Annotated in this window: 15 protein-coding genes, 1 tRNA gene and 3 pseudogenes; 14 read left to right on the top strand and 5 right to left on the bottom strand. The window is 63.5% G+C overall.

What is annotated here, in order from left to right:
• Nucleotides 1–340: 340 nt before the first annotated feature.
• Entirely contained in the window at nt 341–472 is a 132-nt protein-coding gene (locus tag RUMESO_RS27630; protein WP_281177512.1) for a hypothetical protein, read from the top strand.
• Here RUMESO_RS27630 and ttcA read toward each other — a convergent pair.
• Genes ttcA through rpmH form a run of 4 tightly spaced genes read right to left on the bottom strand, consistent with a single transcriptional unit; the run spans nt 448 to nt 2,048 of the window.
• A complete protein-coding gene (ttcA, locus tag RUMESO_RS01060) occupies nt 448–1,332 on the bottom strand; it encodes a tRNA 2-thiocytidine(32) synthetase TtcA (protein ID WP_037277326.1) in 885 nt (294 codons plus the stop codon). The two genes, RUMESO_RS27630 and ttcA, sit on opposite strands and share 25 nt — an antisense overlap.
• A 16-nt stretch (nt 1,333–1,348) precedes the next feature.
• Entirely contained in the window at nt 1,349–1,570 is a 222-nt protein-coding gene (gene yidD / locus RUMESO_RS01055) for a membrane protein insertion efficiency factor YidD (protein ID WP_037277324.1), read from the bottom strand.
• On the bottom strand, nt 1,567–1,923 hold the full coding sequence (gene rnpA / locus RUMESO_RS01050) for a ribonuclease P protein component (protein ID WP_037277474.1): 357 nt from the start codon (nt 1,921–1,923) through the stop codon (nt 1,567–1,569). Before rnpA ends, yidD begins: the two co-directional genes overlap by 4 nt.
• Nucleotides 1,914–2,048, bottom strand: a complete 135-nt coding sequence (gene rpmH, locus RUMESO_RS01045) for a 50S ribosomal protein L34 (protein ID WP_037277473.1) — start codon at nt 2,046–2,048, stop codon at nt 1,914–1,916. The genes rnpA and rpmH overlap by 10 nt, the downstream gene beginning before the upstream one ends.
• A gap of 194 nt (nt 2,049–2,242) precedes the next feature.
• Here rpmH and RUMESO_RS01040 point away from each other — a divergent pair.
• The 9 genes and pseudogenes from RUMESO_RS01040 (at nt 2,243) to RUMESO_RS01005 (ending at nt 13,298) form a co-directional block, all read left to right on the top strand.
• Nucleotides 2,243–3,716: pseudogene (locus RUMESO_RS01040) on the top strand (sensor histidine kinase).
• 94 nt (nt 3,717–3,810) lie between these two features.
• Nucleotides 3,811–3,887: transfer RNA gene (locus RUMESO_RS01035), tRNA-Arg, on the top strand.
• 492 nt (nt 3,888–4,379) lie between these two features.
• On the top strand, nt 4,380–6,914 hold the full coding sequence (locus tag RUMESO_RS01030) for a glycosyltransferase (RefSeq protein WP_082483288.1): 2,535 nt from the start codon (nt 4,380–4,382) through the stop codon (nt 6,912–6,914).
• 12 nt (nt 6,915–6,926) lie between these two features.
• Nucleotides 6,927–7,865, top strand: coding sequence for a hypothetical protein (locus RUMESO_RS24785; protein ID WP_156362579.1), 939 nt, complete (start codon nt 6,927–6,929; stop codon nt 7,863–7,865).
• An 8-nt stretch (nt 7,866–7,873) separates the two neighbouring features.
• On the top strand, nt 7,874–8,911 hold the full coding sequence (locus RUMESO_RS01025; RefSeq protein WP_037277321.1) for a GSCFA domain-containing protein: 1,038 nt from the start codon (nt 7,874–7,876) through the stop codon (nt 8,909–8,911).
• Nucleotides 8,908–9,942, top strand: a complete 1,035-nt coding sequence (locus RUMESO_RS01020; protein WP_156362577.1) for a hypothetical protein — start codon at nt 8,908–8,910, stop codon at nt 9,940–9,942. The genes RUMESO_RS01025 and RUMESO_RS01020 overlap by 4 nt, the downstream gene beginning before the upstream one ends.
• 101 nt (nt 9,943–10,043) lie before the next feature.
• Complete coding sequence (locus RUMESO_RS01015) at nt 10,044–10,505, top strand: hypothetical protein (RefSeq protein WP_037277318.1); 462 nt, start codon at nt 10,044–10,046, stop codon at nt 10,503–10,505.
• The gene (locus tag RUMESO_RS01010) at nt 10,502–11,737 is read left to right on the top strand and encodes a hypothetical protein (RefSeq protein ID WP_037277317.1); all 1,236 of its coding nucleotides are present in this window, start codon (nt 10,502–10,504) and stop codon (nt 11,735–11,737) included. The genes RUMESO_RS01015 and RUMESO_RS01010 overlap by 4 nt, the downstream gene beginning before the upstream one ends.
• Before the next feature lie 295 nt (nt 11,738–12,032).
• Entirely contained in the window at nt 12,033–13,298 is a 1,266-nt protein-coding gene (locus RUMESO_RS01005) for a nucleotide sugar dehydrogenase (protein WP_037277315.1), read from the top strand.
• A 247-nt stretch (nt 13,299–13,545) separates the two neighbouring features.
• On the opposite strand, the pseudogene RUMESO_RS28250 reads toward RUMESO_RS01005, so the two are convergent.
• Nucleotides 13,546–13,668: pseudogene (locus tag RUMESO_RS28250) on the bottom strand (transposase domain-containing protein); the annotation flags it as partial.
• Between the two features lie 335 nt (nt 13,669–14,003).
• Between RUMESO_RS28250 and tnpA the strand changes: the two are divergent.
• From tnpA to RUMESO_RS26710, 4 genes and pseudogenes are all read left to right on the top strand, one after another.
• Nucleotides 14,004–14,357 (top strand): IS66-like element accessory protein TnpA, encoded by a 354-nt coding sequence (tnpA, locus tag RUMESO_RS01000; RefSeq protein WP_037277313.1) that lies wholly within the window; start codon nt 14,004–14,006, stop codon nt 14,355–14,357.
• Nucleotides 14,354–14,701, top strand: a complete 348-nt coding sequence (tnpB, locus tag RUMESO_RS00995) for an IS66 family insertion sequence element accessory protein TnpB (protein WP_037277312.1) — start codon at nt 14,354–14,356, stop codon at nt 14,699–14,701. The genes tnpA and tnpB overlap by 4 nt, the downstream gene beginning before the upstream one ends.
• Nucleotides 14,702–14,759: 58 nt before the next feature.
• Nucleotides 14,760–16,259 (top strand): IS66 family transposase, encoded by a 1,500-nt coding sequence (gene tnpC, locus RUMESO_RS00990; RefSeq protein WP_037277310.1) that lies wholly within the window; start codon nt 14,760–14,762, stop codon nt 16,257–16,259.
• Between the two features lie 30 nt (nt 16,260–16,289).
• A pseudogene (locus tag RUMESO_RS26710) lies at nt 16,290–16,952 on the top strand (transposase); the annotation flags it as partial.
• Nucleotides 16,953–16,976: the final 24 nt, after the last annotated feature.

Here is a 16,976-nt window from a genome sequence, read left to right as displayed (position 1 = left end):
AAGGATCCCCGCCACGATTTTATCCCGGCGCTTCAAGACCCGCAGGGGGGAAAGGTCAAGCGGTTTTCCCCGCGCCCAAGGGACGCGCCGGGCGGCGGGCACCTCGGCGGGCGGTTGCCGGGGAGGCGGGCCCAAGTCCGTGGATCCCCTGGGCGAGCCCGCCAGCCCTGCTAGGTCCGCTCGCATCGAGCGAGCGGGATTTCAAGGGTGCGTCGTCATGAATGATCCAGGCGTATTGAGCCCCTGCCTGGACTGCGGCGGGGACGACATCGACGTCAGCGCCGCCAGTCCCGGCCTCGCGCCGGCCTATGTGCGATGCCGCGATTGTGGGACGGCCGTGATGGGCGACACGACCGAGCGCGCGCTCTGGATCTGGAGCCTGCCGCGGCAGGGCGACGCCTCGGGCGCCGGCCAGGAGCCCTGGGCCGGGCTTCCCCCGCAGGGACTTCAGCGCAGCTTCGGCACGTCCTGAAGGTCGTCCACGGACCGCCGGCCCTCGGGGTCGCGCAGGAGCCCCGCGAAGTCGAAGAGGTCGGGGTCGAGGAGGTGCGAGGGGCGGACCTGCGTCAGCGCCCGGAACATCTTCTGCCGCCGGCCGGGGACCTTGCGCTCCCACTCGTCGAGCAGCGCCTTGACCTGCATCCGCTGGAGCCCCTCCTGCGAGCCGCAGAGGTCGCAGGGGATGATCGGGTAGCTCATGCCCTTGGCGAAGCGCTCGCAGTCGGCCTCGGCCACATGGGCGAGGGGGCGCAGCACGAAGAGGTCGCCCTCCTCGTTGAGGAGCTTGGGCGGCATCGTGGCGAGGCGTCCGCCGTGGAAGAGGTTGAGGAAGAAGGTCTCGAGGATGTCGTCGCGGTGGTGCCCCAGGACGACCGCCGAGCACCCTTCCTCGCGCGCGATGCGGTAGAGGTTGCCGCGCCGGAGCCGCGAGCAGAGCGAGCAGTAGGTCTTGCCTTCCGGGATCTTGGAGGTGACGACCGAATAGGTGTCCTGGTACTCGATCCGGTGGGGGACGCCCATCCTGGCCAGGAACTCCGGCAGCACGGTCGCCGGGAAGCCCGGCTGCCCCTGGTCGAGGTTGCAGGCCAGCAGGTCCACCGGCAGGAGGCCCCGCCACTTCAGCTCGTGCAGGATGGCGAGCAGCGTGTAGCTGTCCTTGCCGCCCGAGAGGCAGACGAGCCAGCGTGCCCCGGGCTCGACCATGCCGAAGCGGTCGATGGCCTCGCGCACGTCCTGCACGAGGCGCTTCCTCAGCTTGCGGAACTCGGTCGACTTCGGCGCGCCGAAGAAGAGCGGGTGGATGTCGTTGGGGGCGTCGGTGTCGTCGAGCATGGGCCCGGTCCTAGCCCTAGTCGGGCACGTCGTCCACGCCGAACCCGCCCCAGGGATGGCACCGCGCGAGGCGGCGGAGCGTCAGCCAGCCACCCTTGAGGGCGCCGTGCTTTTGCAGGGCCTCCAGCGCGTAGGCCGAGCAGGTGGGCGTGTAGCGGCAGTTGTGGCCGACGTAGGGGGAGAGGAGGAGCCGGTAGGCCCGGACGGGGAGCGCGAGGACCCAGGCCGCCGGCGTCATGCCTTGGCGTGCACGCGGGCGAGCGCGTGGCTCAGGTCGGCGAGGAGCTGGTCGAAGGGCAGGGTGGCGGTGACCTCGGGCCGGCCGATCAGGACGTAGTCCCAGCCCTCGCGCCCCTCGGCGGGCAGGACGGCGCGCGCCACCTCGCGCAGCCGGCGCTTGGCGCGGTTGCGGGCGACGGCGTTGCCGACCTTCTTGGAGCAGGTGAACCCCACGCGTAGGCCTTCAGGCTCGCCCCCCTCGCGGGGACGGGCCTGGAGCGTGAAGCCGGTCGTGGACGCGCGCAGGGCCGAGGAGGCGCGGACGAAATCCGCGCGCTTCGTCAGGACCTGCGGGAAGCGGCTCAGGCGCAGAGGACCTTGCGGCCGCGGGCGCGGCGGCGGTTCAGGACCGCGCGGCCGTTCTTGGTCGCCATGCGGGCGCGGAAGCCGTGACGGGCCTTGCGGACGCGGTTCGAGGGCTGGAAGGTACGCTTCATGTCGCAAACTCCTGTGGCGCGACCCGGCCCCCTGGCCCGCGCGCGATATCCGAAGCCCGTCCCATAGTGGTCGTGCGACGCCCTGTCAACGCAAGGGCGCGGACCTGGGACGCCGGTCCGGTGTTATCTCCGCACGGCATACACAAATCCGCGAGCCTGCCCTACATGAGGAGCGGAGGCCGGGAGGGCCCGGAATGCTGAACTCGCTCTCGGGGCGATTCCTGATCCTGACCATGGCCTTCGTCATCCTGGCGGAGGTGCTGGTCTTCGTGCCCTCCGTCGCCCGTTCGCGCGTGAACTACCTCGAGCTGCGGCTCGAGGCGGCGCAGATCGCGTCCCTGGCCAAGCTCGCCTCCGACTCGCTCGACGAGGCGCTGGAGCAGGAGCTTCTCGACAACGCGGGCGTCTACAACGTCGTCCTGCGGCGGGACGAGGTGCGGCAGCTCGTGCTGAACTCGTCCATCCCCGAGCCGATCGAGGCCACCTACGACCTGCGCGACGCCACCGCCATGTCGCTGATCCGCGATGCTCTGACCACGCTGGCCGATCCCGGGGACCACATCATCCGGGTCATCGGCCGACCGGTGCAGGAGGGGGGCTCCTGATCGAGATCACGCTGGACCAGGGGCCGCTGCGCCACGCCATGATCGAGGACGGGCTGCGGGTCCTGACCCTCTCGGCCGTCATCATCGTGCTCCTGGCGGCGCTGCTCTTCTTCGCGGTCCGGGTGCTGATGCTGCGGCCCATCGGCCGGCTCGTCGGGCACATGCGGGGCTACGCGGCCGCCCCCGAGGACACGCGGCTCATCATCTCGCCCACGGCCTCGGTGACGGAGCTACGCGAAGCCGAGGAGGCGCTGCGGTCGATGCAGACCCAGCTCACCACGGCGCTGCGGCAGCGGGCACGGCTCGCGCAGCTCGGCTCGGCGGTGGCCAAGATCAGCCACGACCTCCGCAACATCCTGGCCTCGGCCCAGCTCTTCGCCGACCGGCTGGAGGAGACCGAGGACCCGCTGGTGCGGCGGATGGCGCCCAAGATCGTGGCCTCGCTGTCCCGCGCGATCTCCCTGTGCGAAGCGACCCTGGCCTTCGGCCGCGTCGAGGAGCCCCGCCCCGCCTGACGCGCGTGCCGCTCGCCGCCGTGGTGTCCGAGGTCATCGACGGCGAGCGGCTCGCGGCGGGCGAGGCGGACATCTCCTTCTCAGAGGACATCCCGGCGGGCATGGTGGTCCGCGCCGACGGCGAGCAGCTCTACCGCGTGATCCTGAACCTCGTCCGCAACGCGCGCCAGGCCATCGCGGCGAGCGGGCGACCCGGCGAGATCGGCCTCTCGGCCGTGGAGGACGACGAGGCCTGGTGGATCTTCGTCACCGACACCGGCCCCGGCCTGCCGCCCAAGGCGCGCGAGCACCTCTTCCAGGCCTTCCAGGGCGGGGCGAGCAAGGGCGGCACCGGCCTCGGCCTTGCCATCGCCAACGAGATCGTCCGTGGCCATGGCGGGCGGCTGGAGCTGCGCCGGTCGGACGAGCGGGGGACCGAGTTCGCGATCCGCCTGCCCAAGGAGACGGCCCAGCTCGCGCCGCCACCGCCCTTCGCCGACGACCTGCCGGCCGAGGAGGCCGAGGAGGTTCCCCCGCTCCACCGGGGTGGGACGGAGGCTGCGGAGTAGGGGTCCGGCGGACCTTGCGGCAGGTCGGCCGCAAGATGCGGAATGGCCCTTGCAAAGCCCAGAGGGCACCGCTACATCGCCCCCACTCTGCCGCGCGCTGGTAGCTCAGTTGGATAGAGTACTTGACTACGAATCAAGGGGTCGGGGGTTCGAATCCTCCCCAGCGCGCCAGAGTCTTCCGACACGCCAGCCGGACGCGGCGCCTTTCGGCGGTCGACTGGGCCATCGTCGAAGTCACTGCCAAACCGACCTCACGCTCGTTGTTCCATCCGTCTTGACCCTTGCCAACACCTGGACTAACGGACCCGCAAGGACGTCGCATGAAAACGTCAGTCAACCGTGTGACGACAACGTGAAACGACGCACAAGTCGCATTTGGAGACATTTGGCGGACGTTGGCCACCCTGCTCGATGGCGACGAACGGTGACGCGAATTGGCGGCATGGACGGTAGCGGCGGAGACAGTCAAACGGGTCGACGTTCGATATTAGGTTTCTGAAGTCCTAAAGAAGCTGCACTTCTGGTCCGGGCAATGCCAGAAGAGACCAATCATCATAAGTCATTTCCGAAATGGAGTTGCGCTCAGTCCATTAGGCATAGCTTATTTATAATCCTGCGTAGAGTATCGTTCGATCTGTGTAAACATCCTGTGAGACCCAGACTATGAAACTGCCGACCGAAAAGGAACTTGCCGACTTGCGCAGGTCGGAATTCTTTGATCCTTCCTGGTATCGACGCACCTATCCGGACGTCGATGTGCTCGGCATGGATCCCGCCGAGCACTACTTGAAATACGGGACCCGGATGTGCCGAGATCCTGGACCTAACATTTCGTCGGTCTTCCTCCGCGTCGCGTTCAATATGGGCGTGGAGCATGAGCCGATCGCGCGGCTGCAGTGGTTGACACAGAAAGGCATCGACGTCACGACACCCGAGCGCAAGAATCTGCTAAAAGCGGCGCATTCCCTTGCTCTGCGTGGCGAACATGCACGCGCGATTGCTCTGGCAGAACAGTACATGCCCGAGGATCTCGCTCACACCATACATATCCTGAGGGCTAACGCGGCGATCTCGGTCGGGCACGAGGCCGCTTGGCTAGAACACCTGAATTCCTATCTCAACCATTTCGACGTTGCTCCCGTCCGCTTGGACGGCAGCGGGACCGTGATCGACCGCCTGTCGACCACGGCGCTGCCGGAGGTGACTGGCGGACCGCTGATCTCGGTCATCATGCCAGCCTGGAACGCGGAAAAGACGGTCCGAATGGCGGCGGGATCAATTCTGAACCAAACGTGGCGCAACCTAGAGTTGCTGATTGTGGACGATTGCTCCGATGATGGAACTTGGACCATCCTGCAGCAGATCGCGGCCAGCGATGACCGAGTGAGGATCCAAAGAAGTAGGGTCAACGCCGGGCCTTACGTGTCCAAGAACGTTGCCTTGATGCAGGCGCGCGGCGAGTGGATCACTGGCCATGATGCTGACGACTGGGCGCATCCCCAGAGACTGGAACGTCAGATTTCGTTCCTTCGGGCAAGGGACCAATCGGCCTGTCTAGCAGGTATGCTGCGCATGACAGCGCAGGGCAACTTCGTGCGCCTGAACTCTCTTGGCAAGAATACTCAGGACGGGGCTTGTCGTAGTGCATTCATCTCCCTGATGGTGGAATCTACCTTTTTTCACGACCTGCTGGGATCTTGGGACCAAGTGAGGGTCGGAGGCGACTCCGAGATGATCCGGCGGATCGAAAAATTGAATGGCAAAGATATCGCTCAACTCGACTCCGTGACCATGCTGTGCCTAGATAATCCCGAGGGTCTTACAAACCACCCAGTCCTTGGCTTTGTTGACGGCCAAAGGGCTTCTCCGTTCCGAATCGAGTACATGAAGTCGTATGCGGCTTGGCACCAAGAACTGCACAAGCTGAAATCTCGGCTAGCGTTTCCGTCGGTTAAGCGCGCGTTTGCAGCCCCGGCCGAAATCCTGAATGGGACTGAAGTAGTTGGCGAGTTGATGCGTGAGTTGTCCACGGCCGACGCTGCCGTCTGCCCTGAGTTATTTGATGTCGCCATTGTCACTAATCTTGTATTTCCAGGCGGAAACACGTCATCTACCTTGGATGAGTTGTCGTTCTTTCAGGCTCATGGTCTCAAGGTGCTTCTTGTCCACAGCCCGACTAATGGATGCTTGGGCAAGCCGATCTCGCATCGGTACAATGAATACAAGTCCATCATCAGGCACTGGACGCAAGTCGGTAACATCAAGGCGAAAGTTCTGATCTGCCGTCACCCTGGCGTGATCACGTCAGATTCCTTCCGCCACCTTGTGGGTAGGATAGAGGCCGTTCATGTCTTCGCAGTGATAAACAACTCGCACTTGCGCCCAGACGGAGGTCTCATTTACGATATTGGATCGATGGCCGAGATGATCGGAAAGATTAAGTCCGAACGAACGACGATCTGTCCGATCAGCCCTGTCATGCGCGAGGAACTGGTCAGCTATAGCAAGGCGACCGGGATGGAATTCGATGTCTCGCCCATAGATTGGACGCCAACCTTCGATCTGGCGATGTATCGCCAACCACCCAAGCCGACGATGGCGCGACCGTTCCAAATCGGTCGTCATGGGAGGGATGGCCCCGAGAAGTGGCATGAGGACAGGGAAAAACTGTCTCTTGTCTACCCCAGCAGCCCCGATTTTGAAATTCGTATCCTCGGAGGTGCATCGCGGGCGAAGAAGACCCTCGGAGCGCTACCGAGCAACTGGGAGGTTCACGAGTTCGGGGCAATCGAGCCCTACGACTATCTCAGCACCCTCGATGCTTTCGTCTACTTCCCGCACACGGGCTTGACGGAGGGCTTTGGCCGGACGGTGGTAGAGGCCATGCTGGCAGGGGTTCCTTGCATCCTGCCGTCAAGCTTCCGCGGAACGTTCGGCGATCTCGCCATCTACTGCGAGCCAGAGGCTGTCGAGAGTGTGGTGCGTTGCCTGGCTGCAGACGATCAGGGCCGCCTCGGCTATCTGCTTGAGGTACAAAACATCGCTGTCGAACGCTTCTCAAGCGCCGTCATCGCCGGTCGGCTGGCGGGAACCCGCCTGGATGTCATCGCCGGCGAGCCCACAGGTGGTTTGCAACTCTCTGTTGAAGGTCGCAACTTCAAGCGCATGATTGAGTCCTCAGTGGTCGCGGAGGTCTAAGGTACGTACGAGATGGAATTCCAGGAGATCGACAATGTAGGCGCCCTTAAACGCAGTGGCTTCTACCGACTGCGCTTTGGTGGCCCTGAGATATCGGTGAGATTCAAAAGGGGAACAGCAGACGGGCTTATCGTGGTCTTCCATGGCGCCGTGAACCGACAGACGCGCACTATCCCGTGCTTCCAGCCGTTTCTGCCCAATGTAGGTGGATTTCATCAGCTGACCATATCTGATGCAACTCTGGAGCTTAGCGACTCGCTGCGTGCGGGTTGGTACGCAGGCGGCCGTTGTCTGCGCCTTCAGGATGGGCTGGTAGAGACGATCGCAAAAGTCAGCGATAGGCTTGGAAGCAAGCGTCGTATCTATGTGGGTGGTTCGGCTGGCGGCTTCGCCGCCCTATATTGCTCGTATTTTGACTCTGACAGCGTCTGCGTCGCTGCGAATCCTCAGGTCGATTTGAAGGCCTACTTGCCTTCGGCTGTCGCTGCTTGGCTTGACGCAGCTTGGCCAGGTGCGGAATCCGTCAGCGACATTGAGGGTCAGGTCTGCCTCCGTCTCGGCGAGCTTTATGCAGGCGGTTTCAAGAACCTTGTTGTGTATCTGCAAAGTTGCGGCGACGATCGGCATTTTTCGGGACAATTACCCGGGTTCTTTAATTCCGCGATCGGTACACCTGATCGCTTCATCTTGCAATGCGGATATTACGGAATTCCGGGGCACAGTAACTCTGTCCCATCTTCGGTCTACTATCCCTGGGTGCAGGCGGCCGTCTTGGCACCAAGCTCCGAGAAACAGGCGCTTCTGGACGCATATCACCAGATCGTCTCGGCGGCGTCAGTTGGACCGAGTTCTGTAGGATCGACCTCGCCGGAGAAGACGAGAGCCTTTTCGGCCCAGGATCTTCTCAAGGCCGATCTCCTCCGCGACTTGCAACTGGCCCACGACTCCTGAAGGTTGACATGGCAGGCTCATCTCACCCCTATGCCACACAGCCCCCGCGGGCCTTCTGGAAGGCCGCAGTCGGCACCCGGCACTATGCGGACCTCTCTGAACTTTGGCCCTCGATGCCATTGGTTCGCGCCGATCGCGTGGCGACAGCGGGAAGCTGCTTCGCACAGCATATTGGCCGGAGTCTCGCGAGCAGGGGCGCGGCCTATATGGATATGGAGCCTGCGCCTCCTGTCTTCTCGTCTCAGGCGGAGGCACGTCGGTGGGGTTACGGGGTCTTCTCCTGCCGGTACGGCAATATCTACACCTCACGCCAACTCGTGCAGTTATTCGACGAGGCCCATGGCTGCCGGACGCCGGTCGAGCGAGTCTGGGAGAAGGATGGCCGGTACTTCGACGCCTTAAGGCCAGGCATAGACTCTGTCGGCCAGGATAGCGCCGAGACGGTGCTAGCCCTACGCACGAGGCATCTCGCGGCAGTGCGCCAGATGTTCGCAAACCTAGACGTGTTCGTTTTCACGATGGGCCTGACCGAGGGCTGGGAATCGACCGCGGATGGCACGATGTTCCCCATGGCTCCCGGCACTGTTGCAGGCACTTATGAGCCCGAACGCTATGCGTTTCGCAATCTTCGTCACAACGATGTCCGCGGCGACATGCTCGCCTTCTGGGAGCGGCTGCGCAGTGTGAACCCGGCTGCGCGCATGCTGTTGACCGTCTCGCCAGTCCCCCTGGCCGCAACAGCAACCGCGAACCACGTTCTTGTAGCTACGACTTATTCCAAGTCGGTGCTCCGGGCCGTCGCGGGGGAACTGTCCGAGGATATTGCCGATATTTACTACTTTCCCTCCTTCGAAATCATCTCGTCACATCCTGGCCGGGGGATGTTCTTCGAACCCGATCTGCGTAACGTCAACCAGTTCGGCGTCGACTTTGTCATGGATCACTTCTTCTCCAACGGGCTGGAGGCCGAATTCGCGGCCCAGAGTCTGGCCGAGGATGATCTGGAGCTCATCTGCGACGAAGAGAAACTGGACATTAACGTGTGATTTCTGACTTGACTACCGGAACTGAACGTAGCGACCTGTCCCAATGGTTTCCAACCAGCGGCACGCGTCCGCGGCTCGTGCTGCATATCGGACAGACCAAATCGGGAAGCACGTCTCTTCAAAACTACCTGGAGGATCAAAGAGAGGCCCTTCTGGGCGAGGGCATTCTCTTTCCTGCCAGCGTATTCGAGCGACGAAATCCGTTCGACAACACACGGACCGCCGGGCATCTCATGTTCGTGCGCAACCTCGTCGCGAACCGGCTTGAAGCATTTCATGAAGAGCTTGCCCGGCACAAAGCGCCTATTGTGGTTCTATCGATCGAGAACCTGATGATGGATCGGCCCGATGCCGAACTTGCCCAGATAGGCGATTACTTCAAAGATTGGGACGTGCAGGTCGTGGCCGTTCTGCGAGATCAGTGCAGTTGGCTTCGGTCGCGCTACGTGGAGAGTGTAGTTAGCGGCTTCAAGTGTCTGACGGACAGCTTTGAACACTTCACTCTCGATATGCTCGACAGTGGCGCTCTCGAATACGACCTACGCCTCCGGCACGTCTCCCGCCTTCTTCACGCAAAGACCGTGAGCGTCATCGACTACAATCGAACACAGGAGAGCGGCGGCGTCGTCCCCGCTTTCCTGAAGGCGGCGGGCCTGCCAATTACATCCACGACGCTGGCTCTGTCTCTCCATGCTAACGTCAGCGAGAAGGCGGGAATCCTTGTCGAGGCCAAGCGGCGCCTGAACATGCTCACTCGCTCACTGGCCCGACTTGTGCAACTCGAGCTCGAGACCGAGATGCGTCAAGCGGCGAGGGCTTTGGTCCAGCGCAGGCCAGCGGCCGGGACGCATTCGATCCACCCATCGTGCTCTCGCCAGTCGTTTCTGCGACTCTTGAGGCCTCGAACGCCCGACTGGCGGACGACTTCGGATTGCCGCTCCCGTTCGGCGTCGGCGATCTTGGTGCGCCGAGCGGTTTCTCTCGGATTCGAGAGGAAGCGGTGGAGGAGATGCTGCGCTTTGGGGTCTTGACTGCCTGCAGTCTAGAAGCAAGGGCTCGCGGCAAAGCCCCTGGCCGAAAGCCTGGCGCGGCCGCCGTCTGCACGCTGAGTCCCAGCGGACTGGAACGACTGTTGGACCTACTTTCGGATGCGGCGATCAGCCTGCATCTCGGCTCGCCGCAGACGGCGCTGATCGCATCCACCTTTCGTGGCAAGCTGCCGATCCTGATGATGCAGCGATCGAGTAGCAGCTTACGCATGGCTCGCGAGATACATTGGCTCGACCTGCCGTCCCATCTCGTCGTTCTCGATGTGGCGCAGACAAGCCACGAGCGATACTTCGAGCCGCTCACGGTGCTCTCAGCCTGTTCTCTTCCACAGCCAGAGCTTCTGGTGGTAGGGCCAGACCTGGACCCACAGGCTGTCTGGTCTCAGCTTCGGTCATGTGAAACGTTGACAAGGGTCATGTTCGTAAAACCCATCATGAAGTCCCTGTTCCGCTTGCAGCAACATTCTTCGCTCCTTAAGGCGGACATAGGAGAGGACTTCGCGGTCCTCACTCTCAGAGCCAACGCCTCGAGGGATCAAGAGTGACGTCCGAGATTGACATCTGCGATACTAACCCGGCTGCCGAGTTCCTGAGACCAGCCACGATACAGACCCTGTTCTGGCGTCCGCGGCTGATGACGCAGTCTCCTTCGCTTGCGTATGTACCATTCCTTTTCTGGTTAAGCAGCACCCTGAGACCCCGCAGCATCGAAGTCCTCGGCGTCGGCGACGGGTCATCCTACTTCGCGCTCTGCCAGGCACTCGACAAGCTAAGTATTTCGGGCCGATGCCGGGGGTTTGGCTACTGGACCGGTGAGACGCCCGGTCTGCGGCTGCAGACTCCTCCTGTCATCTTGCGCAAGCACGAGGCTATGCTCTACGAGGATATCTCAAGCCTTTCCGCAGGTCGGAGGCCGACAGAGGATCTCTCCCGGAACGGGATGGAGAACCTTGATCTATTGCTCGTCGACCTCGACAACCTGCCCGAGGGCGAGAACCTGGACGGCCAGGTTTGTTTGAGCCGGCTTCATCCGAACGGCGTACTGGTCCTGCACGGCACCAATGATCTGGACCGCCGCAAGGGTGACGGCGCCGACCTAATGAAACTAATCGAGACGTGCCAAAGGATCGAGTTCCAAGCAAACGCAGGCATGACTGTGATCTTCAAGGGCAAGGAGCTTCCTTTTGCGCTGAGGGCACTGATCGACTCCTGCTCCGACGGGGTGCTCCCGACCGATATCGAGGCAGTATTCCGCAGGTCGGGACAGTCGCTCGAAGCAATGGTCCAAGCCCAAGCATCGGATGCCGCCGCCGCTCAGACACAGCAGGAGCTGCTCACGACGCAGGCAGCACTCGACGCCGCCGAAGCCGCTTTGAAAGAGATGACAGCCGTCTACGAGCAGTGCAGCCGGAATCTGGCCCAGGTACAGGGAGAGGTGTTCACCCTCCATGTGGCACAGGCCGAGATGGAGGAGAGCCTCGCGCGGGAGAACGCCCGATTGCGCTCTGAAAGCGAGGCGCGTGGCGCCGCCGAAAGAACCATGCGCTTCGAGGAGACGGCAGCGCTCACACGACTGCTGGAAGAGGCCCGTGTTGCAGCAAACGTCGCCAGAGCGGAGGCGGCCCGGACCCGCAAGTCACTGCAAGCCGAAGTGGACCGCCTGCGTGCACAGAGTGAAGCCTGGGAACAGAGAGTTGAGGCGCTACTTAGGAGCAGCTCGTGGCGGATCACCGCGCCGGTCCGCCTGATTAAGCAATCGCTTACACGGCATCGGTGAGGACTGTCGCCGCGCTGGACCGCGGCAGATCCCCTCGGATCAGGTCAGTCCTCTCAGCCAGTCCGGCCAAGGCAATATGATGGGGCAAAGGGTTGCGTCGGTCGCGGGAGTCAGTCCCGTCTTATGCAGTGAGACGCGCTTGGAGGTTCTATGGATGCCGGATGTTGGTCCACAGGAGCCAGGTTCATAGAAGGCGCGGCAACCCCGCTGGAGGTCCGTAAGGAACCTGCTAGACGGGTGCACCTCAGTCTTGCTTCCCAGAGCTATGAAGTCAACGGAAAGGAGTCACTCGCTTATGTTTGAAAGTACCAAGATTGCCGTCATCGGCCTTGGCTATGTCGGCCTGCCACTGGCTGCCGAGTTCGGCAAGAAGTACACAACGGTTGGTTTCGACATCAATTCTGAGCGGGTCGGGGAACTCCGGGCCGGCCGTGACAGCACGGGCGAGGTGGAGCCTGCCGACCTCGAGGCCGCGAGCCGCCTTAGCTTTACGTCGGATATAGAGGATCTTCGTCAGTGCAACGTATATATCGTTGCTGTCCCTACACCCATCGACTCCTCGCGCCGCCCAAACCTGGGTCCGCTCATCTCGGCCTCCCAAGTGGTAGGACAGGTGATCACATCCGGTGATGTGGTGGTCTATGAGTCCACCGTCTACCCCGGCGCCACTGAGGAGGACTGTCTTCCGGTGGTGGAGAGGGTGTCGGGCCTGACCTACAACAAGGATTTCTTTGCTGGCTATTCGCCCGAGCGGATCAACCCGGGCGATAAGCAGAACACTCTGACCAAGATTCTGAAGGTGACCTCCGGCTCCACACCCGAGATTGCCGACTTCGTGGACAGCCTTTACCGCAGCATCATTCCAGCCGGCACCTTCCGGGCCAGCAGCATCAAGGTGGCCGAGGCGGCCAAGGTGATCGAGAATACTCAACGCGATGTCAACATTGCGCTCATCAACGAGTTCTCCATCATTTTCTCGCATCTTGGCATCGATACAGCCGAGGTAATCGAGGCCGCCTCGACCAAGTGGAACTTTATGCGTCTTATGCCTGGGCTTGTGGGGGGGCACTGCATCGGCGTGGATCCATATTATCTCATGCACAAGTCCGAGGCCGTGGGCCACATTCCCGACATCATCCGCGTATCGCGGGTAATTAACAACGGCATGGCACGGAATGCTGCCTCGCGGTTGGTTCGGACCATGGTGAAGAAGGGGCTCCAGGTGAAGGGCTCGCGTGCGCTTGTCCTGGGCGTCACCTTCAAAGAGAATTGCCCTGACACACGCAATACCAAGGTAGTCGACCTCGTATCAGCGATGTCCGACTGGGGGATTGAATGCGACATCTACGATCCCTGGGCCGACCCTCAGCAGATCAAGGAGGAGTATGGGCTCAGCCTCAAGGAGCCCCATGGGCTCTATGATGCCCTGGTGCTCGCCGTGCCGCATACCGAGTTTCGGCAGGCTGGGGCGGAGACGCTCAAGCGGCATCTCACTCCAGAGGGAGCATTCTTCGACCTGAAGTCAGTCTTCGGATGCGATGACAGCGACTTGAGACTCTGAGCATGAGGGCGGTGCGGAGCACGATGCCCGGCCAACCGTGTGACGCTTCAGAGCCCCACTGGTTCACTGGGTTGGCCGGACCCGACCGCCCCGGCTGAGGCTGGAGGCTTGAAGTGGGATTGGCGTGTGAGAGCACGTGGAGCGACGGGGGAGCGGCTCAGGGACACGGAGCCGATCGCCCATTGTGATGAGTTGGGCGGCGAAGGTGGCCGGAGCTTGGTAGCTCAGTAAGCGTTCGGCCTGACCGCTACTGCCGCCAAGACCAGGGCAGCAGCTTGTCGATCCTGTTGATCTTGTGGTCGGGCAGGCGCGCGAGGGTGTCGGCGAGCCAGGCTTGTGGATCGACGCCGTTGAGCTTGGCGGTCTCGATCATAGGCAATAGCCGTCGCCTTGCCGCCCACCTCGGAACCGACGAAGGGATGATTCTTCGGCCGAGCACGACGGCAAGCATGCTGAGCTCGGCGGCGTTGTTGTCCAATTCCAGGATTCCGTTCTCGAGCTAGGGCTTGAGCCGTGCTGCTGTGACCCCCGACATCTCCCCCAAGTGAAGCTAGAGTTCGGCCCAGAGGAAGGACCGGACCATGAAGCGACCGAAGTTCAGCCAGGAGCAGATCATCGGTAAGCGTCCGGTCTTGCTGCTCTGACGCGCGGAGGTGTCGAGAGATAGTGTCCACTTGCTGATAATGGACACTATCGAGGTCTCGGGTGGCGCAAGGACGGAAGCGGCGGGTCTGGTCGGACGAGGAGAAGCGGGCGATCTGCGCGCAGACGCGGGTGCCGGGCGTCTCAGTGAGCCAGGTCGCGCGGCGCTACAACGCGAACACCAACCTGGTCTTCACCTGGCTCAGAGACCCACGGTTCGCCCCCGACAAAGCGGCCGAGGGGACGGGCACCTTCCTGCCCGTCGAGATCGTCGCGGAGCGTGGCTGCCCTGAGCCTGCAACACCAGCCATCGAGAACCGGATCGAGATCGACTTGGCCGGTGGCCACCGGCTGCGGGTCAGTGGCCCCTACGACCCGGAAGCACTGGCGCGGCTGATCCGGGGCCTCTCGGCGTGATCCCGGTCCCGGCGAACACCCGGGTCTGGCTGGCGGCCGGGGTGACCGACATGCGGCGCGGCTTCGCGGCGCTGGCGGCGCAGGCGGAGACGCTGCTGAAGCAGGACCCCTTCGCGGGCCATCTCTTCGTGTTTCGCGGCCGGCGGGGTGACCTGGTCAAGGTGATCTGGTGGGATGGCCAGGGGGCCTGCCTGTTCGTGAAGAGGCTGGAGAAGGGCCGCTTTGTCTGGCCCGCGGCCACCGAGGGCAAGGTGGCGCTGACCCCGGCGCAGCTCGCGATGCTGCTCGAGGGGATCGACTGGCGTGCGCCGCAGCGGAGCTGGCGGCCCCTGACCGCCGGATAGGAACGGGAGCGGAGCGAACAGGATTCCCTCACTGAAGCCGGCCGGATAGGCTTCGGCCATGCTGGACGAGGCCCACGCGCTGCCGCACGACCCCGAAGACCTGCGGGCCTTTGCGGCGCGGCTGCTGGCCGAGGTGAAGGCGCAGGCGATCCTGATCGAGAAGCTGCGGCATCAGCTCGCCGGCCACCGCGCCCACCGGTTCGGCGCCTCGTCGGAGACGGCCGAGCAATTGCAGCTTGCCCTGGAGACCAGCGAGATCGCCTCAGCGGCGATGGCGGCCAGGCTGCGGCTCCCGGATGTGGAAGAGAAGGACAAGCCCACGCGCCGCCCGATCCCGGAGCACATCCCGCGCCAGGAGGTCGAGCTCACGCCGGCGGGCGACTGCTGCGCCGGCTGTGGTGGCACCCTGCGTCGCCTCGGCGAGGATGTGACCGAGGAGCTGGAGTATGTGCCCGGCCGCTTCATCGTGAACCGCATTGTCCGTCCCCGGCTGGCCTGCTCGGGCTGCGAGCGCTTCACCCAGGCGCCGCTGCCGTCGCGCCCGATCGAGCGGGGACGTCCTGGCCCCGGGCTACTCGCGCATGTGCTGGTCAGCAAGTATGCCGACCATCTGCCGCTCTACCGGCAGAGCCAGATCTTCGATCGCGACGGCCTCGACCTCGACCGCTCCACGCTGGCGGACTGGGTCGGCAAGTCCACGGCCCTTCTTGAGCCCTTGGCCGAGGCGATCGGCCGGCACGTGCGGGCGGGCAAGGCGATCTTCGCGGACGACACGCCGGTGGCGATGCTCGCCCCCGGCACCGGCAAGACGCAGACCGCGCGGCTCTGGATCTATGGTCGCGACGAGCGCCCCTGGGGCGGCGAGGCCCCACCTGCTTCGTGGTATCGCTTCTCGATCGACCGCAAGGGCCAGCACCCAAGGGATCACCTCTCGGGCTATGCGGGCTGGATGCATGCGGATGGCTACGCCGGCTTTGAGGACCTCTACCGCGCCGGCGCCATCCGCGAGGCCGCCTGCCTGGCCCATGTCCGGCGCAAGTTCGTCGACGTGCATCGGGCGCAAGGCTCGCCGATCGCCGAGGAGGCGATCAGGCGCATCGCTCAGCTCTATGCTGTCGAGGCGGAGGCCCGGGGCTCGCCGCCCGACCGGCGCATCGCGATCCGGCAGGCCAGGGCACGGCCGATCTTCGAAGACCTGGAGACCTGGCTGGCCGCGCAGCTTCCCGCCATCTCCGGCAAGAGCCCGCTCGCCACGGCGATCCGCTATGCGCTGGTCCGGATGATGCGGCTCAGGCCTTACCTCGAGCACGGCATCCTCGAGATCGACAACAACGCGGCCGAGCGGGGGATGCGCGCCATTGCTCTCGGCCGGAAAAACTACCTCTTCGTCGGCTCGGAGGCGGGCGGGAAGTCCGCGGCCATCGCCTATACCCTGATCGAGACGGCCAAGCTCAACAACGTCGACCCACAGGCCTGGCTCGCCGACACCCTGGCGCGCCTGCCCGACCACAAGATCACCAGGGTCGAAGAGCTGCTGCCCTGGTCCTGGCGGCCCTAGCGGTCAGGCCGGACGCTTACGATCATCGGGATCCTGCGCGAGCAGGGCCGACGCACTGCGTCGGCGGGAGCGCGACGGCCGAGGTGTGCCGCCGGCACGGCATCAGCAGCGCCACCTTCTACGCCTGGAAGGCCAAGTTCGGGGGCATGGAGGTCTCCGAGGCCAAGCGGCTGAAGGCGCTTGAGGACGAGAACGCCAAGCTCAAGCGGCTGCTGGCCGACGCCATGCTCGACAACGCGGGCCTGAAGGATTTGCTGTCGCGAAAGTGGTGACGCCAGGCGCGAGGCCGTGGCTCATCTCGTGAAGGTCCATGAGATGAGCCAGCGGCGGGCGTGTTCTATCACGGGGGCTGATCGGTCGACGGTTCGTTACCAAAGCCGCAGACCAGCCGACGCGGAGTTGTGCGAGCGGCTGCGGGCCTTGGCCGCCGAACGACGCCGGTTCGGCCACCGTCGTCTGCATGTGCGCCTTCGGCGAGAGGGCTACGTGGTCAACCGCAAGCGCACGCAGAGACTCTACCGCGAGGAGGGCCTTTCAGTTCGGAAGCGGAGGGGCCGGAAACGGGCCACAGGGACGCGAGCGCCGCTCCTCACCCTAGCCGTACCGAACGCCCGCTGGTCGGTGGACTTCGTCCATGACCAGTTCGCGGATGGCCGGCGCTTCCGCGTCCTCAACGTCGTCGACGACGTCACTGATCTGGCCCCCGTTTGACCGAAC

This window comes from Rubellimicrobium mesophilum DSM 19309, from assembly GCF_000600335.2.
In the GTDB taxonomy this organism is placed as follows: domain Bacteria; phylum Pseudomonadota; class Alphaproteobacteria; order Rhodobacterales; family Rhodobacteraceae; genus Rubellimicrobium; species Rubellimicrobium mesophilum.
This window is presented reverse-complemented; position numbering and strand designations above follow the sequence as displayed.